The sequence below is a fragment of the Streptacidiphilus sp. EB103A genome, from assembly GCF_041261405.1.
In the GTDB taxonomy this organism is placed as follows: domain Bacteria; phylum Actinomycetota; class Actinomycetes; order Streptomycetales; family Streptomycetaceae; genus Streptacidiphilus.
This window is the reverse complement of sequence record NZ_JBGCAQ010000001.1, coordinates 607,662-627,275: the sequence shown is the minus strand read 5'-3', so window position 1 is coordinate 627,275 and position 19,614 is coordinate 607,662. Positions and strand designations below refer to the sequence as shown.

Genomic DNA, 19,614 nt, shown 5'->3' with positions numbered 1-19,614 from the left:
CACTGGGCCATGGGCCCGTACCGGATCTTTCTCGTCGCCGCCGCGCTGCTGCTCTGCTCCGCCTGCGCGGCCCAGCCCGGCTCGCCCACTCCCGCTCCGTCTCCCACGGCGACCAGGGTCGACCCTGTCGAGGAGTGCACGAGCTCGGTCGCGTACTGGGTGCGCTACCTGCTCACCCCCGGCAGCGACATGGGCCTGGACTACCAGGAGATGGGGCTCTCCGGCGGCGAGAACGACATCGTCCAGGTCCTGCTCCCGGCCTCGGGGAGCACCGCGAAGCGTCAGGGTCTGCCCGCCGCCCAGGCCTACGCGCTGCAGCAGGCCCGCCCGCGCTGCCGCTCCTACCTCGCCCGGCTCGCGGCCTCCCCCAGCTCCGCCCCCGGCTGGCCGCGGTAGCGGGCGTGCCGTTCGTCGTGCGGGGAGCCGGGCGGTGCGGCAGGGTGGACGAGCAGGAGCCGCAGCAGTAGCCCGCCCAGAACGGAGTCCGCCATGACCGACCACACCTACCGGGTCACCGAGATCGTCGGAACCTCGTCCGAGAGTGTCGACGCCGCCGTGCGCAACGCGGTCGCCCGCGCCTCGCAGACCCTGCGCGGCCTGGACTGGTTCGAGGTGACCCAGGTGCGCGGCAGCATCGTCGACGGAGCCGTCAGCCAGTTCCAGGTGGGGCTGAAGGTCGGCTTCCGCCTGGAGGACCCGGACGCGTCGTAACGGGCTGGGGAGCAATAGGGGGCCGCCCCGGCGAACGGGACGGCCCCCCGGACGACGCCCGGGACGACGCCCGGTCAGACGGACTTCTGGTAGGAGCGGAAGGTCCGCAGCGACAGCCAGACCGCGAAGGCCGCCAGCAGCAGCGTCCAGCCGCCGTGGCTGAGCACCGACCACCAGTCGGGATGGGCCGACATCGCGGCGCGGCTGCTCTCCAGCGCCCAGTTGACCGGGTTGAACCTGGCCACCACCTGCATCCAGTGCGGCATCAGGGCCGGCGGCATGAAGGCCGAGGAGAGGAAGGTCAGCGGCAGCAGCAGGAAGGTGTTGATGCCGATGATCGACTCGCGCTGGCGCACCAGCATGCCCAGGGCGTTGGAGAAGGCCCCGAAGACGGTGCCGAGCGCCGAGGAGACCAGGACCAGGATCAGCAGGCCCAGCACCCCGCCGGGGTAGTGGGCGCCGCCGGCCCGGCCGAGCAGGATGATGATCAGCGACTGGATCGCCGTGGTGACCGACTGCGCCACCACGTTGGCGTTCATCAGCGCGCTGCGGCGGACCGGGGTGATCAGGAAGCGGTTGAGCGTGCCCCGGTCGATCTCCTCCAGGGTGCCCATCCCCGCCCACATGTTGGCGGAGACCGCGCTCATCACGATCACCCCGGGGACCAGGTAGTCGAGGTAGCTGCCGGTGCCGAAACCGGGCAGTTAGACCACCTTGCGGAACAGCGCGCCGAACAGGAACAGCCAGATCACCGGCTGGACCAGGGTGATGACCAGATAGGCGGGCTGGCGGGCGAAGGCCGCGAACTGGCGCTGCGTCATGAACCAGGTCTGGGCGAGGCCCTCGGCGAGCCCGGGTCCGGCGGCCGCGGTGCGGGTGGTGGTGCTGCTCATCGCGAGGCTCCTTCGGCGTCGGCGAAGCTGCGTCCGGCATAGCGGAGGTAGACGTCGTCCAGGGACGGGCGGGCGACGGTGACGGCGGCCACCGGGCTGCCTGCCTGGTCGAGCGCGGCCAGCACCGCGGGTACGGCCGCGGCGCCGTCGTCGGCGCGGGCGCTGACCCGCCGTCCGTCCACGGTGATCTCGCGGATGCCGGGCACCCGGCCCAGCGCCTGGTAGATGTCCAGCGCGTCACCGCCCGGGGCCGCGGCGAGCTCGGCGTGGACGGCGTCGCCGTGGAGCTCGCCCTTGAGGTCGTCGGGCGTGCCCTCGGTGACGATCCGGCCCCGGTCCACGATGGCCAGGCGGGCGGCCAGCCGGTCGGCCTCCTCCAGGTAGTGCGTGGTGAGCAGGATGGTCAGCCCGTCGTCCCCGGCGAGGCGGCCGATCTCCTCCCACATGGCGGTACGCGCCTCGGGGTCGAGGCCGGTGGTGGGCTCGTCCAGGAAGAGCACGTCGGGGCGGTGGACCAGGCCGAGCGCCACGTCCAGGCGCCGTTGCATCCCGCCGGAGTACGTCTTGACCTGGCGCCTGGCGGCGTCGGCAAGGTCGAAGCGGTCGAGCAGCTCGTCGGCGCGGCGGCTCAGCTCGGCGCCGCGCATCCCGTAGAGGCGGCCCTGCAGGAGCAGGTTCTCCCGGCCGGTCGCCACCGGGTCGGCCCCGGAACGCTGGGCGACGACGCCGATGGCCCGGCGCACCAGCGCGGGGTCGGCGGCGATGTCCCGGCCGGCCACCGTGGCGCTGCCGCCGTCGGCGGCGGCGAGGGTGGTGAGGATCTTGACGGTGGTGGACTTGCCGGCGCCGTTGGGCCCGAGCAGGCCGAAGACGATGCCGGGCTCGACGCTGATGCTGAGGCCGTCCAGGGCCCGGACCGGCTCGGACCGGCCCTTCACCTGGTAGGTCTTGACGAGGCCGACGGCCTCGATGGCGAGCGGGCGGGCCGCTGCCGGGCGGGCGCCGGGGTGCGGGACGGTTGCCGCCGTCCGCGCCGTGCCGCCGCTGGGGCTGGTCATGGTGGTGGTCCCTTCGGTCGTTGATCGTTCGGGTACTGATCCACGACGAGGGACTCGGGCTACGATGAGAGCGTGTGTTCCTCGTAGCGTCCGAGTCCTGTTCGCGCAGGCCGGTACCGAGGTTCCTGGCCCCGTCCGGTGTTGCCGCACCGGTCGGGGCCCTCTGCTGTGCGCATCACTCCTGCTGGTTCCTGGCCTCCAGCTCCTGCCACTCCCGGGGGGCCTCGCCGGTGGCGTGGTACTGGCGCCAGCCGTCCATGCCCTCCAGTGAGCCGTCAGCCATCTGCTTGAGCAGCTGCCGGGTCCAGTCGTTCTCGGCGACCCGCATGGCCAGGCTGTACTCGGACTCCACCAGGAAGATCCTGGGCACGCCCATGGCCAGCACCGCCGCCAACTCCTCGCGCTGGTCCGCGATCCGAGCGTCCTGCTCGGCCACCCGCCGTTCCAGCAGCTCCATCGCCTGGTCCGGCGGGAAGACGCCGATGAGCGACAGCGCCGACTCGAAGCGCGGGTACTCCTTGACCGGATCGGTGACCAGCTCGGCGAGCCAGTCCAGCAGCTCGGCGCTGCCGGCCTCGGTGACGCTGTAGAGCGTGCGCTCGGGCCTGCGGCCGTCGCGCTCGGTGCCGGACGCCTCGATGAAGCCGTGCCGTTCCAGGCTCTGCACCACGGTGTAGAGCGAGCCGTAGTTGATCTTGATGCTGTGCTCCTTGCCACGGGAGCGCAGCACCTGGGCGATCTCGTACGGGTGGCGCGGCTGCTCGCGGATGGTCGCGAGGACGGCCAGAGCCAGCGGATTGGTCATCTTCCGCTTCGCCATGGCCTTCTCCCGACTTCCCGACCACGCTACCCCTTCACGATTACTCGTAGCCGAGTATACGCAGTGAGGTATTGCTTCTGTCAACACGTTATATCGCGATAATGAACAGCACAAGACCCGCCCCGAAGGTCCTCCGGGACGGGCCTGGCGGTACGGCGGTGCTCAGGTCGCGCCGAGCGTCTCCAGCAGCGCCGCCGAGGAGGCGATCGCCCCGAACACCCCGCCCTGCATGGTCACCATGCGGAGCGCGGCCTCGTGGTTGGCCGGGTCGGTCGCGCCGGTGCAGTCGGTCAGCAGCAGGCACTCGTAGCCGCGGTCGTTGGCGTCGCGCATGGTCGTGTGCACGCAGACGTCCGTGGTGATGCCGGTGAGAATCAGATGGGTGATCCCCCGGGTGCGCAGCAGCAGGTCCAGGTCGGTGGCGTAGAAGGAGCCCTTGCCGGGCTTGTCGACGATCAGCTCCCCCGGCAGCGGCGCGGCCTCGGGCACGATCTCCCAGCCCGGCTCGCCGCGCACCAGGATCCGGCCGCACGGTCCGCTGTCGCCGATCCCGGCGCCGATCCGGCGCGACCGCCACAGCTTGTTGGGCGGGCAGTCGGCGAGGTCGGGCCGGTGGCCCTCGCGGGTGTGCACGATGGTGAAGCCCTCGGCCCGGGCCGCCGCGAGGACCTTGGCGGTGGGGGCGAGCGGGGCGCGGGTGAGCGCCAGGTCGTAGCCCATGGTGTCGACGTAGCCGCCCGGGCCGCAGAAGTCGGTCTGCCAGTCGATGCAGAGCAGCGCGGTGGTGGCGGGGCGCAGCACCCCGTCGTAGGGCCACGGGTAGGGCTCGGCGGCGACCGTGCCGAAGCTGCGCGTACCGGGCTCTCCGGTACTGGAAGTGGTGCTGGTGCTGGTCATCCGGGGTGCACCTCTCGGGTAGGTCCTGCCAGGTTCAGTCGAGCCTCGCCATCCGGGCGATGGCCCGCAGTGCCCGTTCCTCGGCGACCTCCTTGGACTTGGCGAGATGCGCCCGGAAGACCCGCTCCGCGGTGGAGGGGTCGTCGGCGGCGACCGCGCGCAGGATGTCCAGGTGTTCGCTGATGGTCTGTTCGATCCGGTCGTCGCTCAGGAAGTCATGGATGCGGATCACTCGGATCCGGGCGTTCACCGAACGCAGCAGTTCCACCATGACCTCGTTGCCCGCCGAGGCGGCGAGGCGCACATGGAAGTCCTCGTCGACGGCGACGAAGCCGGCGTCCGCCGGGGGCTGCTCACTGCGCAGGTTCTCCCAGTAGTCGCGCAGCTCGCCGAGCGCGGTCCGGTCGTGCCGGCGGCCGGCCTCGGTGGGGGCCCAGATGGCGCCGATCTCCAGGGCCCGGCGCGCCTCGTAGAGGCAGGTGATGTCCTCGGGGTCGGGGATCGCCGGGCGGTAGCCGCCGTCCTGGTGCCGGCTGACCAGGCCCTCGCCGTGCAGCCGGATCAGCGCGTGGCGCACCGGCGTACGGGAGACGCCGACCATGGCCGCGAGGCGTTCCTCGCCGAGTCTGCGGGTGAGCGGGAAGCCGCCGGCGAGCAGCCGGTCGCGCAACTGCCGGTAGGCGGCTTCGCTGGGCGTCTCGGGTTCGCTGACGGCAAGGTCCATTCGGCCATCCTCCGAAGTTGCTGTGTCGCGTTCGTTCCCCCGCTGTTACGGCAGCCTCCCCGGCCCTGACGCGCCCGAAGCGCGCTCTATGCTGACCGGCATGCCGCCCCAGCGCATCCTCCTCGTCCATGGTGCCGCAACTACCGCCGGGGTCTGGTCGACCGTCAGGGAGCTGCTGGAGAACGGCAGTCCGGCCTTCGAGGTGGAGGCCCCGGACCGGGCCTGCAGCGGGGATCTGCGGACCGAGGTGGACGCCCTCGCCGGTGCCGCCGCGGGCGCGGTGGTGGTGGGCGTGAGCGGGGGCGCGACGCTGGGTCTGGCCCTGCTCGCCGCCGGCGTGCCGGTGGCGGGGGCGCTGCTGCACGAACCCGCCGTGGGCTCGCTGGTCCCCGGGCTGCTGGCCCGGGTCGCCGAGGAGTACGCGGCGCACGGTGTGGCCGGGTTCGGGTCGGCGCTGTACGGGCCGGCCTGGGACCCGTCGATGGCCTCGGCCGATCCGGACGCGGTCCGCCGTGACTTCGCCATGTTCCGGGCCTTCGAACCGCCCGCACGGGCCATGGAGCTGCCCGCCCGGGTGACCACCACGGTAGGCGCGCTCTCCCCGCCGCCGCGCCACCGGGCCGCCCGGGCGCTGCGGGCCGTGGCGGGGGTCCCCTACCGGGTGCTGGCGGGCTGCGGCCACGCGGTCCACCTGGAGCAGCCCCAGCAACTGGCCTCGGCGGTAAGGGAACTGGTGGGGTAACGGCCGGCAGCCGAGCCGCCGGCCGTCACCCCCTCCCCCGGGCCGGACCCTCACACCGCGGGCTCCGGCTCAGCGGACGCGGGCTCGGGTTCGGCCGTCACGGACCCCTCCTCGGCGAGCAGCGCCTCGTCGGGGCCTGGCACTCTCGGCGGCACCTTGCGGAAGTGGAACAGCAGGCACACCACCGCAGCGAACAGGTATCCCAGGGCCACCTGTCCGTCGACGTCCCAGCCGACCTTGGCTCCGTGGATCAGTCCGACGAAGGACAGCACGGCTCCCGCCGCGCAGTAGATCGCCGCCTTCTGGAACTCCCGGTCGATCAGGAACACCACGATGGCGCCCAGGATCAGCCCGGCCAGCACCGCGCCGTCCCCGAGCAGCATCAGGCCCTTGTAGATGACGCCCGCGTTGACCAGCGCGCTCTCCGGCACCGAGCCGGGTGTGCTGCCGGTCGGCGGGACGAGCACCGCGTGGGCCGAGAAGTCGACGCTCTGGTAGCCGACCGCCGACAGCACGTTGGCCATCTGCCCCTGGGCCCAGGACGCGACATTGGGAATGATCGCGATCATCACCGCCGCAGCGTGCGCCCTGGGTACCGCCTGGAACGCCTGGGCGCCGATGAGCAGGCCGATGTAGAGCAGGATCGGCACGATCGCCGGCAGCGGCAGCACCGCGCCGAGCAGCCCGAACATCCCGGTGAAGCAGAGCACCGCGATCACGATGCCGCTCGCCATCGAGTAGCTGGTACGTCCGCCGGCCGCCTTCCAGCCCGGGTGGCCGATGTAGACGGCCGGCGGGAAGGGCGAGCCCAGCGCCGCGCCGACGATGGCGCCGGTGCCGTCGGCGAGCAGCACCGACCGGAGGTTGTAGCTGTCCCCGGCGACCGAGGCGCTCTCCACGTTGGTCATGCCCTCGGTGAAGTTGTAGATGCCCAGCGGGATGGCCGTGGACAGCAGCGGCCCGATGTGGCTGATGCCGGTGAAGAGCAGATGGAACTGGAAGGTCGGCAGGCCGATGGCGATGTCCTTGGCCGCCAGCGACACGTCGGCGGTGTGCATGAAGCCGCCGGCCCAGCCGATGGCCGTGCCCACCAGCAGCGCGGCGAGACCGACCGGGATGTTGCCGGGCAGCCGCAGATTGGTGAAGAACCCGATCAGGATGATCATCAGCACCGGCAGCGCGATCCACGCCTGCTCCCACATCTGCCCGGCCGGGCGCATGGAGATGAAGGCGACCGAGATGCCCGCCAGCGTGCCGAGCAACGCGGCCCTGGGCGTCCAGCGGCGGATGTAGGGTCCGACGAAGGCTCCGATGAGGACGATCACGCCGATCACGAACGCCCAGGCCAGGCCGGCCTCCCAGGCCCGGATCGGGTCCTTGGTGGCGAGATAGGTGGGCAGCATGATCACGAAGGTGACGATGAACATGTGCGGCACCGAAGGGCCGTAGGGCATCGCCGCGACGTCCGTGCGGTTCTCCCGGCGCGCCAGCCTGCGCGCCAGGTAGGTGTAGTAGACGTTGCCGATCAGCAGCTCCACGCCGAGGGCCGGCAGGATGGTGTGGTACACCCTGTGGCTGGGAATGTTGACGACGCCGATGACCAGGCCGGTCAGGACCAGGACGTTGACCAGGACGTTGAAGCCGAGGCCGAAGAACGCGTTGGTGTCGCCGGGCACCCACCAGCGCAGGGCGGGCGGTGGATCGGCTGCCGACGCGGAGGTCGGCGCAGGGGTCAAGGTGGACATGGCAGACTCCGTGGGGTGAGAGGTGCCGTGCAGGATGTGACGGACGGTCAGCGGGCCACTGCCGCCCGGCTGCCGAGCGGGGCCAGGGCGGCCAGGTAGTCCGCGGAGGAGGCGGTCCAGCCGAAGATCCCGCCCTGGGCGGAGATCATGGCCAGCCCGGCCTGCTGGAATTCGGGGAAGTAGGAGCCGACGCAGTCCGAGAGGACCAGGCAGTCGAACCCCCGGTCGTTGGCCTCGCGCACCGTGGTGTGCACGCAGACCTCGGTGGTCACCCCGGTGACCACCAGTTGGGTGACGCCCGCGACGGCGAGGACCTCGCCGAAGTCGGTGCCGTAGAACGCACCCTTCCCCGGCTTGTCGATCACCGGCTCCCCGGCCACCGGGGCGAGTTCGTCGATGATGTCGTGGCCGTACTCACCCCGGATCAGGATGCGTCCGTTGGGGCCGGGGTCGCCGATCCGCCGTGACGGCGCGCCGCGGTTGAGCTTGCTCGGCGGGCAGTCGGACAGGTCGGGCAGATGCCCCTCCCTGGTGTGCAGCACCGGGAGCCCGAGGCTCCTGGTCGCGGCGAGCACCGCCCGCAGCGGTTCGATGGTGCGCCGCAGCATGCCGACGTCATTGCCCAGGGACTCGCCGAAGCCGCCCGGTTCGAGGAAGTCGCGCTGCATGTCGATCAGAACCAGGGCCATCGCGGCGGGGTTCAGCGGAAAGGGCCCCGGGAGTGCGGCCACCGGCAGCGCTTGTGCGGAATGTGCAGGCATATGAGCCCTCCTGACGGAGAATCACGAGCCGTGCTGTTGCGATGACTGTCGGGGTGTCGGTTTTCCGAGAGGAGTCCGGGGCGTGAAGAACTGGTTACCGCTGAATCCAGACCTGTATCCAGCCCTGGATTCGGGCCCGGGAACGGACAGAACCGGGACCGGCGTACCTGCCTCGCCGCTCCCGGTTCTGCTTCTGAGGTTCTGAGGTTCAGCCCACCGAGGAGTACGCGATGATCCCGCGCCGGATGCCGTCCACGGCCTTGCGCGCGGTGGCGCGGACCGTGCCGCCCTCGGGGGCGGCGTTGGCGATCTGGCCCAGCACGTCGATCAGCTGCCTGGTCCAGCGGACGAAGTCGCCGGCCGGCATGTCCGCCTCGCGCAGCACCGCGTCCAGTGGATGCCCGGAGGCCCAGCGGAACGCCGTCCAGGCGAAGCCGAGGTCCGGCTCGCGCTGGCCCACGTTGTCCTCGGCGGCGAGCTTGTGCTGCTCCTCCAGGGCGTCCAGATGGCCCCACAGCCGCACCATCTCGCCCAGTGCCTCGCGGGAACCGCCGTCCGGGAGCTTGGGGGCGCTGCTCTCGTCGTCGCCGCGCCGCGACTCATAGACCAGAGCCGAGGCACAGGCGGCCAGTTCGGCCGGGGTCAGCCCCTCCCAGACCTCCTCGCGCAGGCACTCCGAGGCCAGCAGGTCCAGCTCGCCGTAGAGCCGGGCCAGCCGTCGGCCGTCGTCGGTGACCGTGTCGCCGTGAAGGTAGCCCAGGTCGGTCAGCAGCGCGCAGACCCGGTCGAAGGTCCGGGCGATGGTGTGGGTGCGGGACTGCATCCGGCGTTCCAGCTGCATGGTGTCGCGCTTGAGCCGCTCGTAGCGCTCGGCCCAGCGGGCGTGGTCCTCGCGGTCGTCGCAGCCGTGGCAGGGGTGCTGCCGCAGTGCGGTGCGCAGCCGGCTGATCTCCGGGTCGTCCGCGGCGGCGGCCCGGCCCTTGCGGGCCCGGGCCGGCTCGATGTGCCCGGCCTTGGTGCGCAGCGCCGAGGCCAGGTCGCGCCTGGACTGCGGGCTGCGCGGGTTGAAGCTGCGCGGGATCCTGACCCGCTCGATGGCCTCCACCGGCACCGGGAAGTCGATCATCGCCAGCCGCTTGACCTGACGCTCGGCGGTGAGCACCACCGGACGCGGGCCCTCGCTGTGCTCGTGCCGGTGGCCGTGGCGGCTGCTGACCGGCGGGATGCCGGGGTCCAGCACCAGGGCGAGACCGGCGAAGCGGCCGGTGGGGACGTGGATGACGTCGCCCGGCTTCAGCTTCTCCAGCGAGTCGGCGGCACTGGCGCGGCGCTGGTTGGCCCCTTCGCGGGCCAGCGCGTTCTCCCGGTCCTTCAGCGCCCGGCGCAGCCCGGAGTACTCCTCGAAGTCCCCCAAGTGGCAGTTGACCGCCTCGCGGTAGCCCTCCAGGCCCTCCTCGTTGCGCTGCACCTGCCGGGCGATGCCGACCACCGAGCGGTCGGCCTGGAACTGCGCGAAGGAGGTCTCCAGCAGCTCGCGGGACTTGTGCCGGCCGAACTGGGAGACCAGGTTGACGGCCATGTTGTAGGACGGCTTGAAGGAGGACCGCAGCGGATAGGTGCGGGTCCCGGCCAGGCCGGCCAGCGCGGCGGGATCCAGGCTGGGCTGCCAGAGCACCACGGCGTGGCCCTCGATGTCGATGCCGCGCCGCCCGGCACGCCCGGTGAGTTGGGTGTACTCGCCGGGGGTGACATCGGCGTGGGTCTCGCCGTTCCACTTGACCAGCTTCTCCATCACCACCGAGCGGGCCGGCATGTTGATGCCCAGCGCCAGTGTCTCGGTCGCGAAGACGGCCTTGACCAGGCCGCGCAGGAACAGCTCCTCGACGACCTCCTTGAAGGTCGGCAGCATGCCGGCGTGGTGCGCGGCGACCCCGCGCTCCAGCGCGTCCACCCACTCGTAGTAGCCGAGGACGTGCAGGTCCTCGCTGGGGATGCTGGCGGTCCTGGCTTCGACCAGGGCGCGGACCTCGGCCCGCTCGGCGTCGTTGTTCAGCCGCAGCCCGGAGTGCAGGCACTGCTGGACGGCGGCCTCGCAGCCGGCCCGGCTGAAGATGAAGGTGATCGCGGGCAGCAGGCCCTCGGAGTCCAGCCGGTCGATGACCTCCACCCTGCTCGGCGTCCAGGCCCGGCCCGGGCGGCCGTTGGGCATGCTGCGGCCCCGCCCACGCTTGTCGAAGCGGTCCCGGCCGCCGTAACGGCGGTCCTGCTCGGCACGGGCCAGCCGGACCAGCTCCGGGTTGACGTCGGACTCGCCGCCCCGGCTGCCGCCGCCGTCCCGCTTGCGGCCCGAGGCGCGCTCCTCGGCGACCCTGGTGGTGAACAGGTCGTACATCCGGTTGCCGGCCAGCACGTGCTGCCACAGCGGGACCGGGCGGTGCTCGGAGACGATGACCTTGGTGCCGCCGCGGACGGTGTCCAGCCAGTCGCCGAACTCCTCGGCGTTGGAGACCGTCGCCGACAGCGAGACCAGGGTGACCGACTCCGGGAGGTGGATGATCACCTCCTCCCAGACCGCGCCGCGGAAGCGGTCGGCCAGGTAGTGGACCTCGTCCATGACCACGTAGCCGAGGCCGTTGAGGGTCTGCGAGCCCGCGTAGAGCATGTTGCGCAGCACCTCGGTGGTCATCACCACCACCGGGGCCTCGCTGTTGACCGTGTTGTCCCCGGTGAGCAGGCCGACCTTGTCCGGGCCGTAGCGCTTGACCAGGTCCGCGTACTTCTGGTTGGACAGCGCCTTGATCGGGGTGGTGTAGAAGCACTTGCGGCCCTCGGCCAGCGCCAGGTGCACCGCGAACTCGCCGACGATGGTCTTGCCGGAGCCGGTCGGAGCGGCCACCAGCACCCCGGAACCGGCCTCCAGGGCCTCGCAGGCCTCGATCTGGAAGGCGTCCAGCGGGAAGTCGTACAGGTCCCGGAAGGCGAACAGGGCGGTGGCCTGTTCCTTGGCCAGGCGCCGGGAGGCGGCGTAGCGCTCGGAGGGGCTGAGCTCTTCTACAGCGTGGTCATCAGGAGCGGCGGAGGTCATCGCGGCACCTTCCTCCCGGGTCGGGCGCACGGGAGCGCGATGGGCGGTGCCTGCGTCTGCGGCGCCTGAACTGTGGTCGTGGGTCTGCATCTCCCCCAGAGGCTACCCGGAGGAACTGACACTTGACCCAGCCATTTGTTTGGGCCGGATCAGGTCGGGCGGATCAGGTGATGTCGTCCATGCGCTCGCCCCTGGCGGCGGGGACCCCTGCGGCCTCGTCCTCGTCCGGGTGGTAGACCATCGGCTCGGCGTGCGCGAACTCCTCGGCGGAGACCGTCTCGGCGCGGACGTCCGAGGGGGTCAGGTCCAGCGAGGAGGCGACGTCCACGTCCAGCAGGCTGTCCGGGTCCTCGACGGCCTTGCGGCGGGCCTTGGCCCGGTCGTGCAGCGTGCAGACGCCCAGGGCCAGCAGGAACAGCACGCAGATCGGGACAGCCAGCACGCTCATGGTCAGCGGGTCGCCGGTCGGGGTGGCCACGGCCGAGAACACGAAGATGATGAAGATGATCCCGCGCCACCAGCTGCGGAGTTTCGCGGCGCTGAGGATGCCGAGGAAGTTCAGCGCCACCAGCAGCAACGGCAGCTCGAAGGAGAGGCCGAAGACCATCACCATGCGGATGAAGAAGTCCAGGAACTCGGCGCCCGAGAAGGCCAGCGAGAAGCCCGGCGGGTTGAAGCTGACCAGAATGCCCAGGGCCTTGGGGAAGATCCAGTAGGCCAGGTAGGCCCCGACCAGGAACAACGGCACCGCGGCCGCGGTGAAGCTGAGGCCGTACTTCTTCTCCTTCTTGTACAGCCCGGGCGCGACGAACGCCCAGAGCTGGTACGTCCAGACCGGGCTGGCCAGGATCAGGCCGGCCATCATCGAGATCTTGAAGGTAAACGACAGCGGTGCGAGTACGCCGTTGTTGACCAGCAACCCGTTGGGGCAGGACTTCGTGTGCTGCCCGTAACCCTGTACACCATTGATCCGGCAGGCGGGCCCGGTGAGCTGGTCGATCAGCCAGTTGTGGATGACCCAGCCGAGCACCGTGGTGACCAGCAGCGCCGCGAGGCAGATCAGCAACCGGTTGCGAAGCTCACGGAGATGATCCGAGAGGGGCATTCGTCCCTCGTTGTCCTTCGGCTGCTTCTGACGTCCGACCGACGGACGGCTGCTGCCCTGGGTGTCGCTCACCGTGCGGCTTCAGTCCCTGCGAGATGGGTGGATGGAGAGGTCAAACGGGAGCGCGGGTCAGGCCTTGGCGGTGGTCGTCGGCTCGGGCACGGCGTCGGCCACCGGACGGGCGGTCGCGGCCTCGCCGGGAGCGGCCTGGATGGTCTTGGGGACGACGACGGACTCGGCCGTCGCGGTCTTGGCCTCGGTGACCTTGTCGTCCGACTTCATCGCACCGACCTCGGACTTGAGGATGCGCAGGGACTTGCCAAGGGCGCGGGCAGAGTCGGGCAGCCGCTTGGCTCCGAAGAGCAGCAGCACGACGACCGCCAGGATGATGATTTCAAGTCCGCGGTTCTCGAGCATGGGTATCCCTCTTCGTCGTGGTCTCTGCGCCGATAATACGCAGGAGACCTGTGGGCAGGTCCAGAGCCGGAGCATAAGTCGAGGTCTGGCTACCTCGCCCTCATCCTACGCGGGCACAGCCGATCACAGTATGAACGGAAGCCTACGGATCGGGAACTACGCGTGGGGGACCAGATCCCCGGCCCGGCGGGCGACCGGATCGGCGGCCCGCTCCAGGTTGGCCGCCGCCCCCGCGATGCGGCCCGCTCCCCGGTCCAGTTCCCGCGAGAGTGCGAGCACCTGCCGGTACACCAGCAGCGCGCACCAGCCCAGGACCAGGAGCCCCGCGGTGCACAGGCCGACAGCGGCCACGATCATCCAAGGCATGCCCGCCATCCTAGGGCCGCGGCGGCAGTCGGCCGGTCAACGGACCACATGAAGCCGCAGGGCGGGCACTCCGGCCCCGGTCAGCGCCTCGACGATCCGTTCCCCGGCCCGCTTGCGGACCGGGGCCTCGCAGCTCGGGCAGGTGAACGAGTAGTAGGTCCGCTCGCTGGTACGGCCCAGCGAGAGGCGGAAGGCGTCGGGGCGCAGCTCGACCGTGCTGCGGCACTCCGGGCAGTAGGCCCGGAAGCGGGTGGCCGCCCCGCTCACCCCTGCGCCCCCGCTTCGGCATAGCGCGCCAGGGCGCCGGCTGCGATGCTGCGGGCCCGCTCGGCGAGGTCCGGCGGCTCGGTGATCCTGCCGTCCGCTCCCAGTCGGAGCGCCAGCCGCAGCAGCCCGGTGGGGTCCGGGGTGCGCAGGGTGATCCTCAGCCCGCCGTCGGGCAGTTCCACCGCGTTCTCGTATGTGTAGTACTCGGTGACCCAGCGGCCGCCCGGGCCCACCTCCAGGACCACCTGCGGGTCGTCCTCGGCCGGGCGGACCAGCCCCTCGGACAGGTCGCGCAGCTCCAGCGGCGGCGGGTCGGAGGGCACGTCCAGGACCTTGATGTCGGCGATCCGGTCCAGCCGGAACATCCGACGGTCCTCGGACAGCCGGCACCAGCCCTCCAGGTAGGTGTGGCCCTCGGTGACCAGCCGGATCGGGTCGACCTCGCGCTCGGTCATCTCGCCGCGGCCCGAGGAGTAGTAACGCAGCCACAGCCGGCGACGCTCGGTGATGGCCCGGTCGGCGTCGGCGAAGACGCTGCCCTCGGCCTCGAAGGTCACCCCGACCCTGGCGCTGCCCTCGGCCGCGTCCCCCGCCGCGGCCTCCAGCTTGGCGACGGCACGGGTCAGCGCGGCCCGGTCGCGCTCGCGCAGGCCGGGCAGCCCGGCCACGGCACGGGCCGCGACCAGCAGCGAGATGGCCTCGTCCGAGGACAGCCGCAGCGGCTGGGCGACATCGTCGGCGTTGTGCCACCAGATGCGCTCGCCGTCGGTGTCGATGTCGAGCAGGTCTCCGCCGCGGAAGCTGGTCCCGCACATCGGCAGCACATTGAGGTCGCCGACGAGCTCACGCTCGGTGATGCCGAAGGCCCGGGCCACCTCGCCGACCCGGGCGCCGGGGCGCTCGCGGAGATAGGTGACCAGGGACAGCATCCGACGGGTCTGGTCGATGGCGTTGCTCACTGCGCTGACCCTCCAGAAGTGGCGACTGCGGCCACGGCGCGCAGCCGGGCGATGACGTCGGAGCGCAGCTCGGCCGGGCCGACCACGACCACGTCGGCGCCGAACTCGGTGAGGTCGGCGGCCAGGCCGTGCCCGAACGGGATCTCCAGCTCGTCCCACTCGGCGTCGACCGGCTCGGCGTGCAGGGCCTTGGTCCGCAGCGGGAAGGCCGCACCCCGGCGCAGCCGGATCCGGGCGGTGGCGGTCGCCCCCTCCCCCGCGAACCGGGCGACGTGCTGGCGGACGTCGACGTGGTCCGGAACCTCGGCCTGGAAGGCGTCGTGGCGGGCCTTGACCCGGCCGGTGATCCGGCTCAGCCGGAACACCCGGACGTCCTTGCGGTCGCGGTCCCAGCCGGCCAGGTACCAGTGTCCGTGCCAGCACTCCAGGGCCCAGGGCTCGACGCCGCGCTGCTCGGGCTGGGACGCCCCGGACTTGCGGTAGGCGAAGGAGACCGGCCGGCGGTCACGGGCTGCGGCCAGCAAGGGCTCAAAGGCCGCCTCCCGGGCCGGGATACGCGGTTCCAGGGCCGAATGCGCCTCCGCGCCGTCCCCCTCGGCGAGCGCGCCCCCGGCGCGAAGCTTGTGCAGCGCGCCGCTGGCCGCTCCGGCGAGCCGGGCCTGGGTCCAGACCCCGGCGGCCAGGCTCAGCGCGGCGGCCTCCTCCGCGTCCAGGGAGATCTCCGGCAGCCGGTTGCGGTCGCGCCGGGCGAGGTAGCCCAGCTCGCCGTCGAGGGCGTTCTCGTCCACGTCGATGACCAGGCCGAGCTCGCGCAGATCGTCCTTGTCGCGCTCGAACATCCGGTTGAAGGAGTCCTCGCTGGCGCTGTCCGCAGCCTCCCGGTACGCCTCGATGGAGTCCCGCAACTCCCGCTTGCTCAGCGGTCGTTTGGTGTTCATCAGACACAGCGCGAGGTTCATCAGACGCTCGGACTTGGCGATGGGCATCGCACACCCTTCCCTGGGCTCGGACATCAGATATGCCCGGCGCACACGACCGTACCGGTACCGGGCCCGACCACAAAAGCGCGGCCCCGCCCCACCACGACTGTGGTAGAGCGGGGCCGCGCCGAGCTGCCTGGGCGGGACTGCTTCAGACGCCCAGCAGGTCCACGACGAAGATCAGGGTCTCGCCCGGCTTGATCGCGGGGGTGGGGCTCTGGTTGCCGTAGGCCAGGTGCGCCGGGATGACCAGCTCGCGCCGGCCGCCGACCTTCATGCCCACGACGCCCTGGTCCCAGCCCTTGATGACCCGGCCGCCACCCAGCGGGAACTTGAACGCGGAGCCGCGGTTCCAGCTGGCGTCGAACTCCTCACCGGTGCTGAAGGACACGCCGACGTAGTGGACGCTGACGTTGTGGCCGGGCTTGGCCTCCTCGCCCTCACCCACCCAGATGTCCCTGATCTGCAGCTCGGCCGGCGGCTCGCCGCCCGGGAAGTCGATCTCCGGCTTCTCGATGCTCAAGGTTGCTTCTCCTCGTTGCTGTCCGGGGGCGTCCCCCCGGCTCAGGATGTACGTTACGCCCAGGGCGGCGCGGCGGCGGGCTAGGCGGCGGCCAGGATGTCCACGACGAACACCATGTCGGCGTTGGCCGCGATCCCGCTGTTGGCCGGCGGGGAGGCGCCGTAGGCCAGCTTGGACGGGATGGACAGCAGCACCCGGCTGCCGACCGTCTGGCCCACCAGACCCTGGTCCCAACCCGTGATGACCTGCTGCTGGCCGATGACCGTCGCCATCGCGCCGTTGTCCTTCCAGGACGAGTCGAACACCTTGCCGTCCGCCAGGGTCGCCCCGGTGTACTGGACGATGATGGTCTGACCGCTCAGCACCTTCGCGCCGGCGCCCTTGATCAGCACCCCGGTCTCCAGCTTGGTCGGCTTCTTGGCCGCGTCCGGGATGGTGAAGGTCGCGGCCTTGCCCGCGGTGGCGACCACCGTCGGCATACCGGCCGGGGAGGCCACCTGGGTGCCGGTCACGTCGTCCTTGGCGCCGACGACCTGGTTGATGTCGATCACGAACACCAGGGTGTCCTTGGCGGTGACCCCGGTCGGCTCGGACTTGGCCATCTGCGCAGAGGCCGCACCGGGCGGAGCGACCACCACGACCCGGCTGCCGACCTTGTGGCCCACCACGGCCTTGTCCAGCGCCGGGATCATCGTGTCCGTGGGCTTGCGCACCGCCGGGGCGCTGGTCTTGCCGTAGGCCGTGTTCAGGGTCTTGCCGGTGGTCCAGTCCTCGACCGTGAAGTTGAAGACGGCGAAGTTGCCGGTGCTCACCGTGGCACCGGTGCCCTCGGTCACCGTGTGCACCACGAACTTGTCCGTCGGCGTCCCGCTCGGCAGCGTCAGCGTGATGTCCTTGCCGAAGGTCCCGCCGACCGTCGGCAGGCCCACGGTCGTGTCCACCACGGCCGGCACCGGCACCGCCGAGGCGGACGCCGACGCGGCGGCGGAAGCCGTGGGCGTCGTCGCGTCCGCGGACTTCGACTTGGAGCCGCTACTGCACGCGGTCAGCAGCAAGGCGGGCACCAGGAGCAGCGCGGCGGCAGTGGCGGTTCGGCGCACGATCGTCCTTAGGGTGGAGAGAAATAGAGCAACGGTCCGTCCGCGCCACTCTACGACCTCGCCATACCCGCACCACAACCACCAGGCCCCCGTGCCGTCACAATACGGACACGGGGGCCATGACAAACCGACCTGCAAGCCGACCTCACATACCGGCGATCAGCTTCTCCACCCGCTCGTCCACCGAGCGGAACGGGTCCTTGCAGAGGACCGTGCGCTGCGCCTGGTCGTTCAGCTTCAGATGCACCCAGTCGACGGTGAAGTCGCGGCGCTGCTCCTGAGCCCGGCGGATGAAGTCACCGCGGAGCCGGGCCCGGGTGGTCTGCGGGGGCACGGACTTGGCCTCGAAGATCTTCAGGTCGTCGGTGACCCGCTCGGCCTGGCCCCGGTTCTGCAGCAGGTAGTAGAGGCCCCGGCGGCGGTGGATGTCGTGGTACGCGAGGTCGATCTGGGCGACCCGCGGGTGCGACATGCTGATGCCGTTCTTGGCCCGGTAGCGCTCGATCAGCTGGTACTTCATCACCCAGTCGATCTCGCGGTCGACCTTGGAGTAGTCCTCGGCCCGGATCGCCTCCAGGGTGCGGCCCCACAGGTCCAGCACCTTGGCCACGGTGCCGGTGCGGATGCCCTTGGCGTCGGCGAAGGCGCTGGCCTTGGAGAAGTACTCCTCCTGGATGTCCAGCGCGCTGGCCTCCCGGCCGTTCGCCAGCCGCACCTGCCGGGAGCCGGTGAGATCGTGGCTGACCTCGCGGATCGCCCGGATCGGGTTCTCCAGGGTGAGGTCGCGCAGCACCGTGCCGGCCTCGATCATCTTCAGCACCAGGTCGGTCGCGCCCACCTTGAGCAGGGTGGTGGTCTCCGACATGTTGGAGTCGCCGACGATGACGTGGAGCCGGCGGTAGCGCTCGGCGTCGGCGTGCGGCTCGTCCCTGGTGTTGATGATCGGACGGGAGCGTGTGGTCGCCGAGCTCACGCCCTCCCAGATGTGCTCGGCCCGCTGGCTGACGCAGTAGACCGCGCCGCGCGGGGTCTGCAGCACCTTGCCGGCGCCGCAGATCAGCTGCCGGGTGACCAGGAAGGGGATCAGGATGTCGGCCAGCCGGGAGAACTCGCCGTGCCGGCCGACCAGGTAGTTCTCATGGCAGCCGTAGGAGTTCCCGGCCGAGTCGGTGTTGTTCTTGAAGAGGTAGACGTCGCCGGCGATGCCCTCCTCGTGCAGCCGCCGCTCGGCGTCCACCAGCAGGCCCTCGAGGATCCGCTCCCCCGCCTTGTCGTGGGTCACCAGCTCGGCGACGTCGTCGCACTCCGGGGTGGCGTACTCCGGGTGCGAGCCCACGTCCAGGTAGAGCCGGGCCCCGTTGCGCAGGAAGACGTTGCTGCTGCGGCCCCAGGACACCACACGGCGGAACAGGTAGCGGGCCACCTCGTCCGGGGACAGCCTGCGCTGGCCACGGAAGGTGCAGGTCACCCCGTACTCGTTCTCCAGTCCGAAGATTCTGCGGTCCATGGTGTCTCCCCTTTGCCGGGCCGTACCTCACTCAGAATGTGCACGCTCGGACACAGTCCGAAACCGAAAGGAGCCGGAGGGCACGCGGTCGCCTTGCCCTCCGGCGTGAACAGAAACGGGATCAGTCCTCGGACGACGTGTCGGTGGACTCCTCCGGCGGGGCTTCGGCTGCGGCCTCCGCCGGGATGTCGTCCTCGTCGCCGACGGCGGTCTCGTCGCCCGCCAGCAGGCGGCCGAGCTGGCCGCCCACCAGGCGCTTGAACTTGCGCTGCTGCCAGCGGCTGCGGTCCAGGACCGCGACCTCCAGCTGATCCTGGGTCAGCGTGCGGGCCTGGCCGCCATTGGGATCGCGGGCCAGGCCGTCGACCGCGAGCTTCAGCGCCTCGGGGAGGGTCAGTCCCTCGGCGTGGCGCTGCTGGAGGTAGGTGCTGATGGATTCGGAGTTCCCGCCGACCGCGACGGTGTGCTGCTCGTCGACGACCGAGCCGTCCGGGGTGAGCCGGTAGATCTGGTCGTCGTCCGGGCCCTTGCCGACCTCGGCGACGATCAGCTCCACCTCGTACGGCTTCTCGCCGGTGGAGGAGAAGATGGTGCCCAGGGTCTGGGCGTAGACGTTCGCCAGGCCGCGGGCGTTGACGTCGGCCCGGTCGTACGAGTACCCGCGCAGATCGGCGTAGCGGACGCCGCCGATCCGCAGGTTCTCGAACTCGTTGTAGCGGCCGACCGCGGCGAAGGCGATGCGGTCGTAGATCTCGGAGACCTTGTGCAGCGCCCGGGAGGTGTTCTCCGCCACAAAGACGATGCCGTCGGCGTAGGTGAGCACGACCACGCTGCGGCCGCGCGCGATGCCCTTGCGGGCGTACTCGGCGCGGTCGGCCATGGCCTGCTGGGGTGAGACGTAGAACGGCGTCGACACCGGCTGTCGCCCCTATCTGGAGTCGATGTGGAGTGGTG

Annotated in this window: 20 protein-coding genes and 1 pseudogene; 3 read left to right on the top strand and 18 right to left on the bottom strand. The window is 71.0% G+C overall.

Annotated elements, in window-relative coordinates; all coding sequences use genetic code 11:
- Nucleotides 1-9: 9 nt before the first annotated feature.
- Together ABH941_RS02805 and ABH941_RS02800 are read left to right on the top strand one after the other, a co-directional pair.
- Nucleotides 10-396 carry a hypothetical protein gene (locus ABH941_RS02805; RefSeq protein WP_370126911.1) on the top strand — a complete coding sequence of 129 codons (387 nt, stop codon included), beginning with the start codon at nt 10-12 and terminating at the stop codon, nt 394-396.
- A 93-nt stretch (nt 397-489) separates the two neighbouring features.
- Nucleotides 490-711 carry a dodecin gene (locus tag ABH941_RS02800; RefSeq protein WP_370126910.1) on the top strand — a complete coding sequence of 74 codons (222 nt, stop codon included), beginning with the start codon at nt 490-492 and terminating at the stop codon, nt 709-711.
- Nucleotides 712-785: 74 nt separating this feature from the next.
- Here ABH941_RS02800 and ABH941_RS02795 read toward each other — a convergent pair.
- The 5 genes and pseudogenes from ABH941_RS02795 to ABH941_RS02775 form a co-directional block, all read right to left on the bottom strand.
- Nucleotides 786-1,604: pseudogene (locus ABH941_RS02795) on the bottom strand (ABC transporter permease).
- Nucleotides 1,601-2,662, bottom strand: a complete 1,062-nt coding sequence (locus ABH941_RS02790) for an ABC transporter ATP-binding protein (protein ID WP_370126909.1) — start codon at nt 2,660-2,662, stop codon at nt 1,601-1,603. The pseudogene ABH941_RS02795 and the gene ABH941_RS02790 overlap by 4 nt, the downstream one beginning before the upstream one ends.
- A gap of 175 nt (nt 2,663-2,837) precedes the next feature.
- A complete protein-coding gene (locus tag ABH941_RS02785) occupies nt 2,838-3,482 on the bottom strand; it encodes a PadR family transcriptional regulator (protein ID WP_370126908.1) in 645 nt (214 codons plus the stop codon).
- Nucleotides 3,483-3,644: 162 nt separating this feature from the next.
- On the bottom strand, nt 3,645-4,379 hold the full coding sequence (locus ABH941_RS02780) for a cysteine hydrolase family protein (RefSeq protein ID WP_370126907.1): 735 nt from the start codon (nt 4,377-4,379) through the stop codon (nt 3,645-3,647).
- A 34-nt stretch (nt 4,380-4,413) separates the two neighbouring features.
- Entirely contained in the window at nt 4,414-5,103 is a 690-nt protein-coding gene (locus ABH941_RS02775) for a GntR family transcriptional regulator (RefSeq protein WP_370126906.1), read from the bottom strand.
- Nucleotides 5,104-5,203: 100 nt separating this feature from the next.
- Between ABH941_RS02775 and ABH941_RS02770 the strand changes: the two genes are divergently transcribed.
- Nucleotides 5,204-5,845: an alpha/beta fold hydrolase gene (locus ABH941_RS02770; protein ID WP_370126905.1), complete on the top strand. Its 642-nt coding sequence runs from the start codon at nt 5,204-5,206 to the stop codon at nt 5,843-5,845.
- 50 nt (nt 5,846-5,895) lie between these two features.
- On the opposite strand, the gene ABH941_RS02765 is transcribed toward ABH941_RS02770, so the two are convergent.
- From ABH941_RS02765 to prcA, 13 genes are all read right to left on the bottom strand, one after another.
- Nucleotides 5,896-7,590, bottom strand: a complete 1,695-nt coding sequence (locus ABH941_RS02765) for a regulator (RefSeq protein ID WP_370126904.1) — start codon at nt 7,588-7,590, stop codon at nt 5,896-5,898.
- Nucleotides 7,591-7,637: 47 nt separating this feature from the next.
- The gene (locus ABH941_RS02760; protein WP_370126903.1) at nt 7,638-8,351 is read right to left on the bottom strand and encodes a cysteine hydrolase family protein; all 714 of its coding nucleotides are present in this window, start codon (nt 8,349-8,351) and stop codon (nt 7,638-7,640) included.
- 208 nt (nt 8,352-8,559) lie between these two features.
- Nucleotides 8,560-11,436 carry a DEAD/DEAH box helicase gene (locus ABH941_RS02755; protein ID WP_370126902.1) on the bottom strand — a complete coding sequence of 959 codons (2,877 nt, stop codon included), beginning with the start codon at nt 11,434-11,436 and terminating at the stop codon, nt 8,560-8,562.
- Nucleotides 11,437-11,599: 163 nt separating this feature from the next.
- Nucleotides 11,600-12,613 carry a twin-arginine translocase subunit TatC gene (gene tatC / locus ABH941_RS02750; protein ID WP_370126901.1) on the bottom strand — a complete coding sequence of 338 codons (1,014 nt, stop codon included), beginning with the start codon at nt 12,611-12,613 and terminating at the stop codon, nt 11,600-11,602.
- A gap of 57 nt (nt 12,614-12,670) precedes the next feature.
- On the bottom strand, nt 12,671-12,958 hold the full coding sequence (tatA, locus tag ABH941_RS02745) for a Sec-independent protein translocase subunit TatA (protein ID WP_370126900.1): 288 nt from the start codon (nt 12,956-12,958) through the stop codon (nt 12,671-12,673).
- A gap of 156 nt (nt 12,959-13,114) precedes the next feature.
- Nucleotides 13,115-13,324, bottom strand: a complete 210-nt coding sequence (locus ABH941_RS02740) for a hypothetical protein (protein ID WP_370126899.1) — start codon at nt 13,322-13,324, stop codon at nt 13,115-13,117.
- 36 nt (nt 13,325-13,360) lie between these two features.
- The gene (locus ABH941_RS02735; protein WP_370126898.1) at nt 13,361-13,591 is read right to left on the bottom strand and encodes a hypothetical protein; all 231 of its coding nucleotides are present in this window, start codon (nt 13,589-13,591) and stop codon (nt 13,361-13,363) included.
- The gene (locus ABH941_RS02730; protein ID WP_370127067.1) at nt 13,588-14,520 is read right to left on the bottom strand and encodes a helix-turn-helix transcriptional regulator; all 933 of its coding nucleotides are present in this window, start codon (nt 14,518-14,520) and stop codon (nt 13,588-13,590) included. Before ABH941_RS02730 ends, ABH941_RS02735 begins: the two co-directional genes overlap by 4 nt.
- 26 nt (nt 14,521-14,546) lie before the next feature.
- Nucleotides 14,547-15,536: a helix-turn-helix transcriptional regulator gene (locus ABH941_RS02725; protein ID WP_370126897.1), complete on the bottom strand. Its 990-nt coding sequence runs from the start codon at nt 15,534-15,536 to the stop codon at nt 14,547-14,549.
- A gap of 145 nt (nt 15,537-15,681) precedes the next feature.
- Nucleotides 15,682-16,053: an FKBP-type peptidyl-prolyl cis-trans isomerase gene (locus tag ABH941_RS02720; protein WP_370126896.1), complete on the bottom strand. Its 372-nt coding sequence runs from the start codon at nt 16,051-16,053 to the stop codon at nt 15,682-15,684.
- A gap of 80 nt (nt 16,054-16,133) precedes the next feature.
- The gene (locus tag ABH941_RS02715) at nt 16,134-17,153 is read right to left on the bottom strand and encodes an FKBP-type peptidyl-prolyl cis-trans isomerase (protein WP_370126895.1); all 1,020 of its coding nucleotides are present in this window, start codon (nt 17,151-17,153) and stop codon (nt 16,134-16,136) included.
- A gap of 145 nt (nt 17,154-17,298) precedes the next feature.
- The gene (gene pafA, locus ABH941_RS02710) at nt 17,299-18,660 is read right to left on the bottom strand and encodes a Pup--protein ligase (RefSeq protein WP_370126894.1); all 1,362 of its coding nucleotides are present in this window, start codon (nt 18,658-18,660) and stop codon (nt 17,299-17,301) included.
- A gap of 121 nt (nt 18,661-18,781) precedes the next feature.
- Entirely contained in the window at nt 18,782-19,576 is a 795-nt protein-coding gene (gene prcA, locus ABH941_RS02705; RefSeq protein ID WP_370126893.1) for a proteasome subunit alpha, read from the bottom strand.
- Nucleotides 19,577-19,614: the final 38 nt, after the last annotated feature.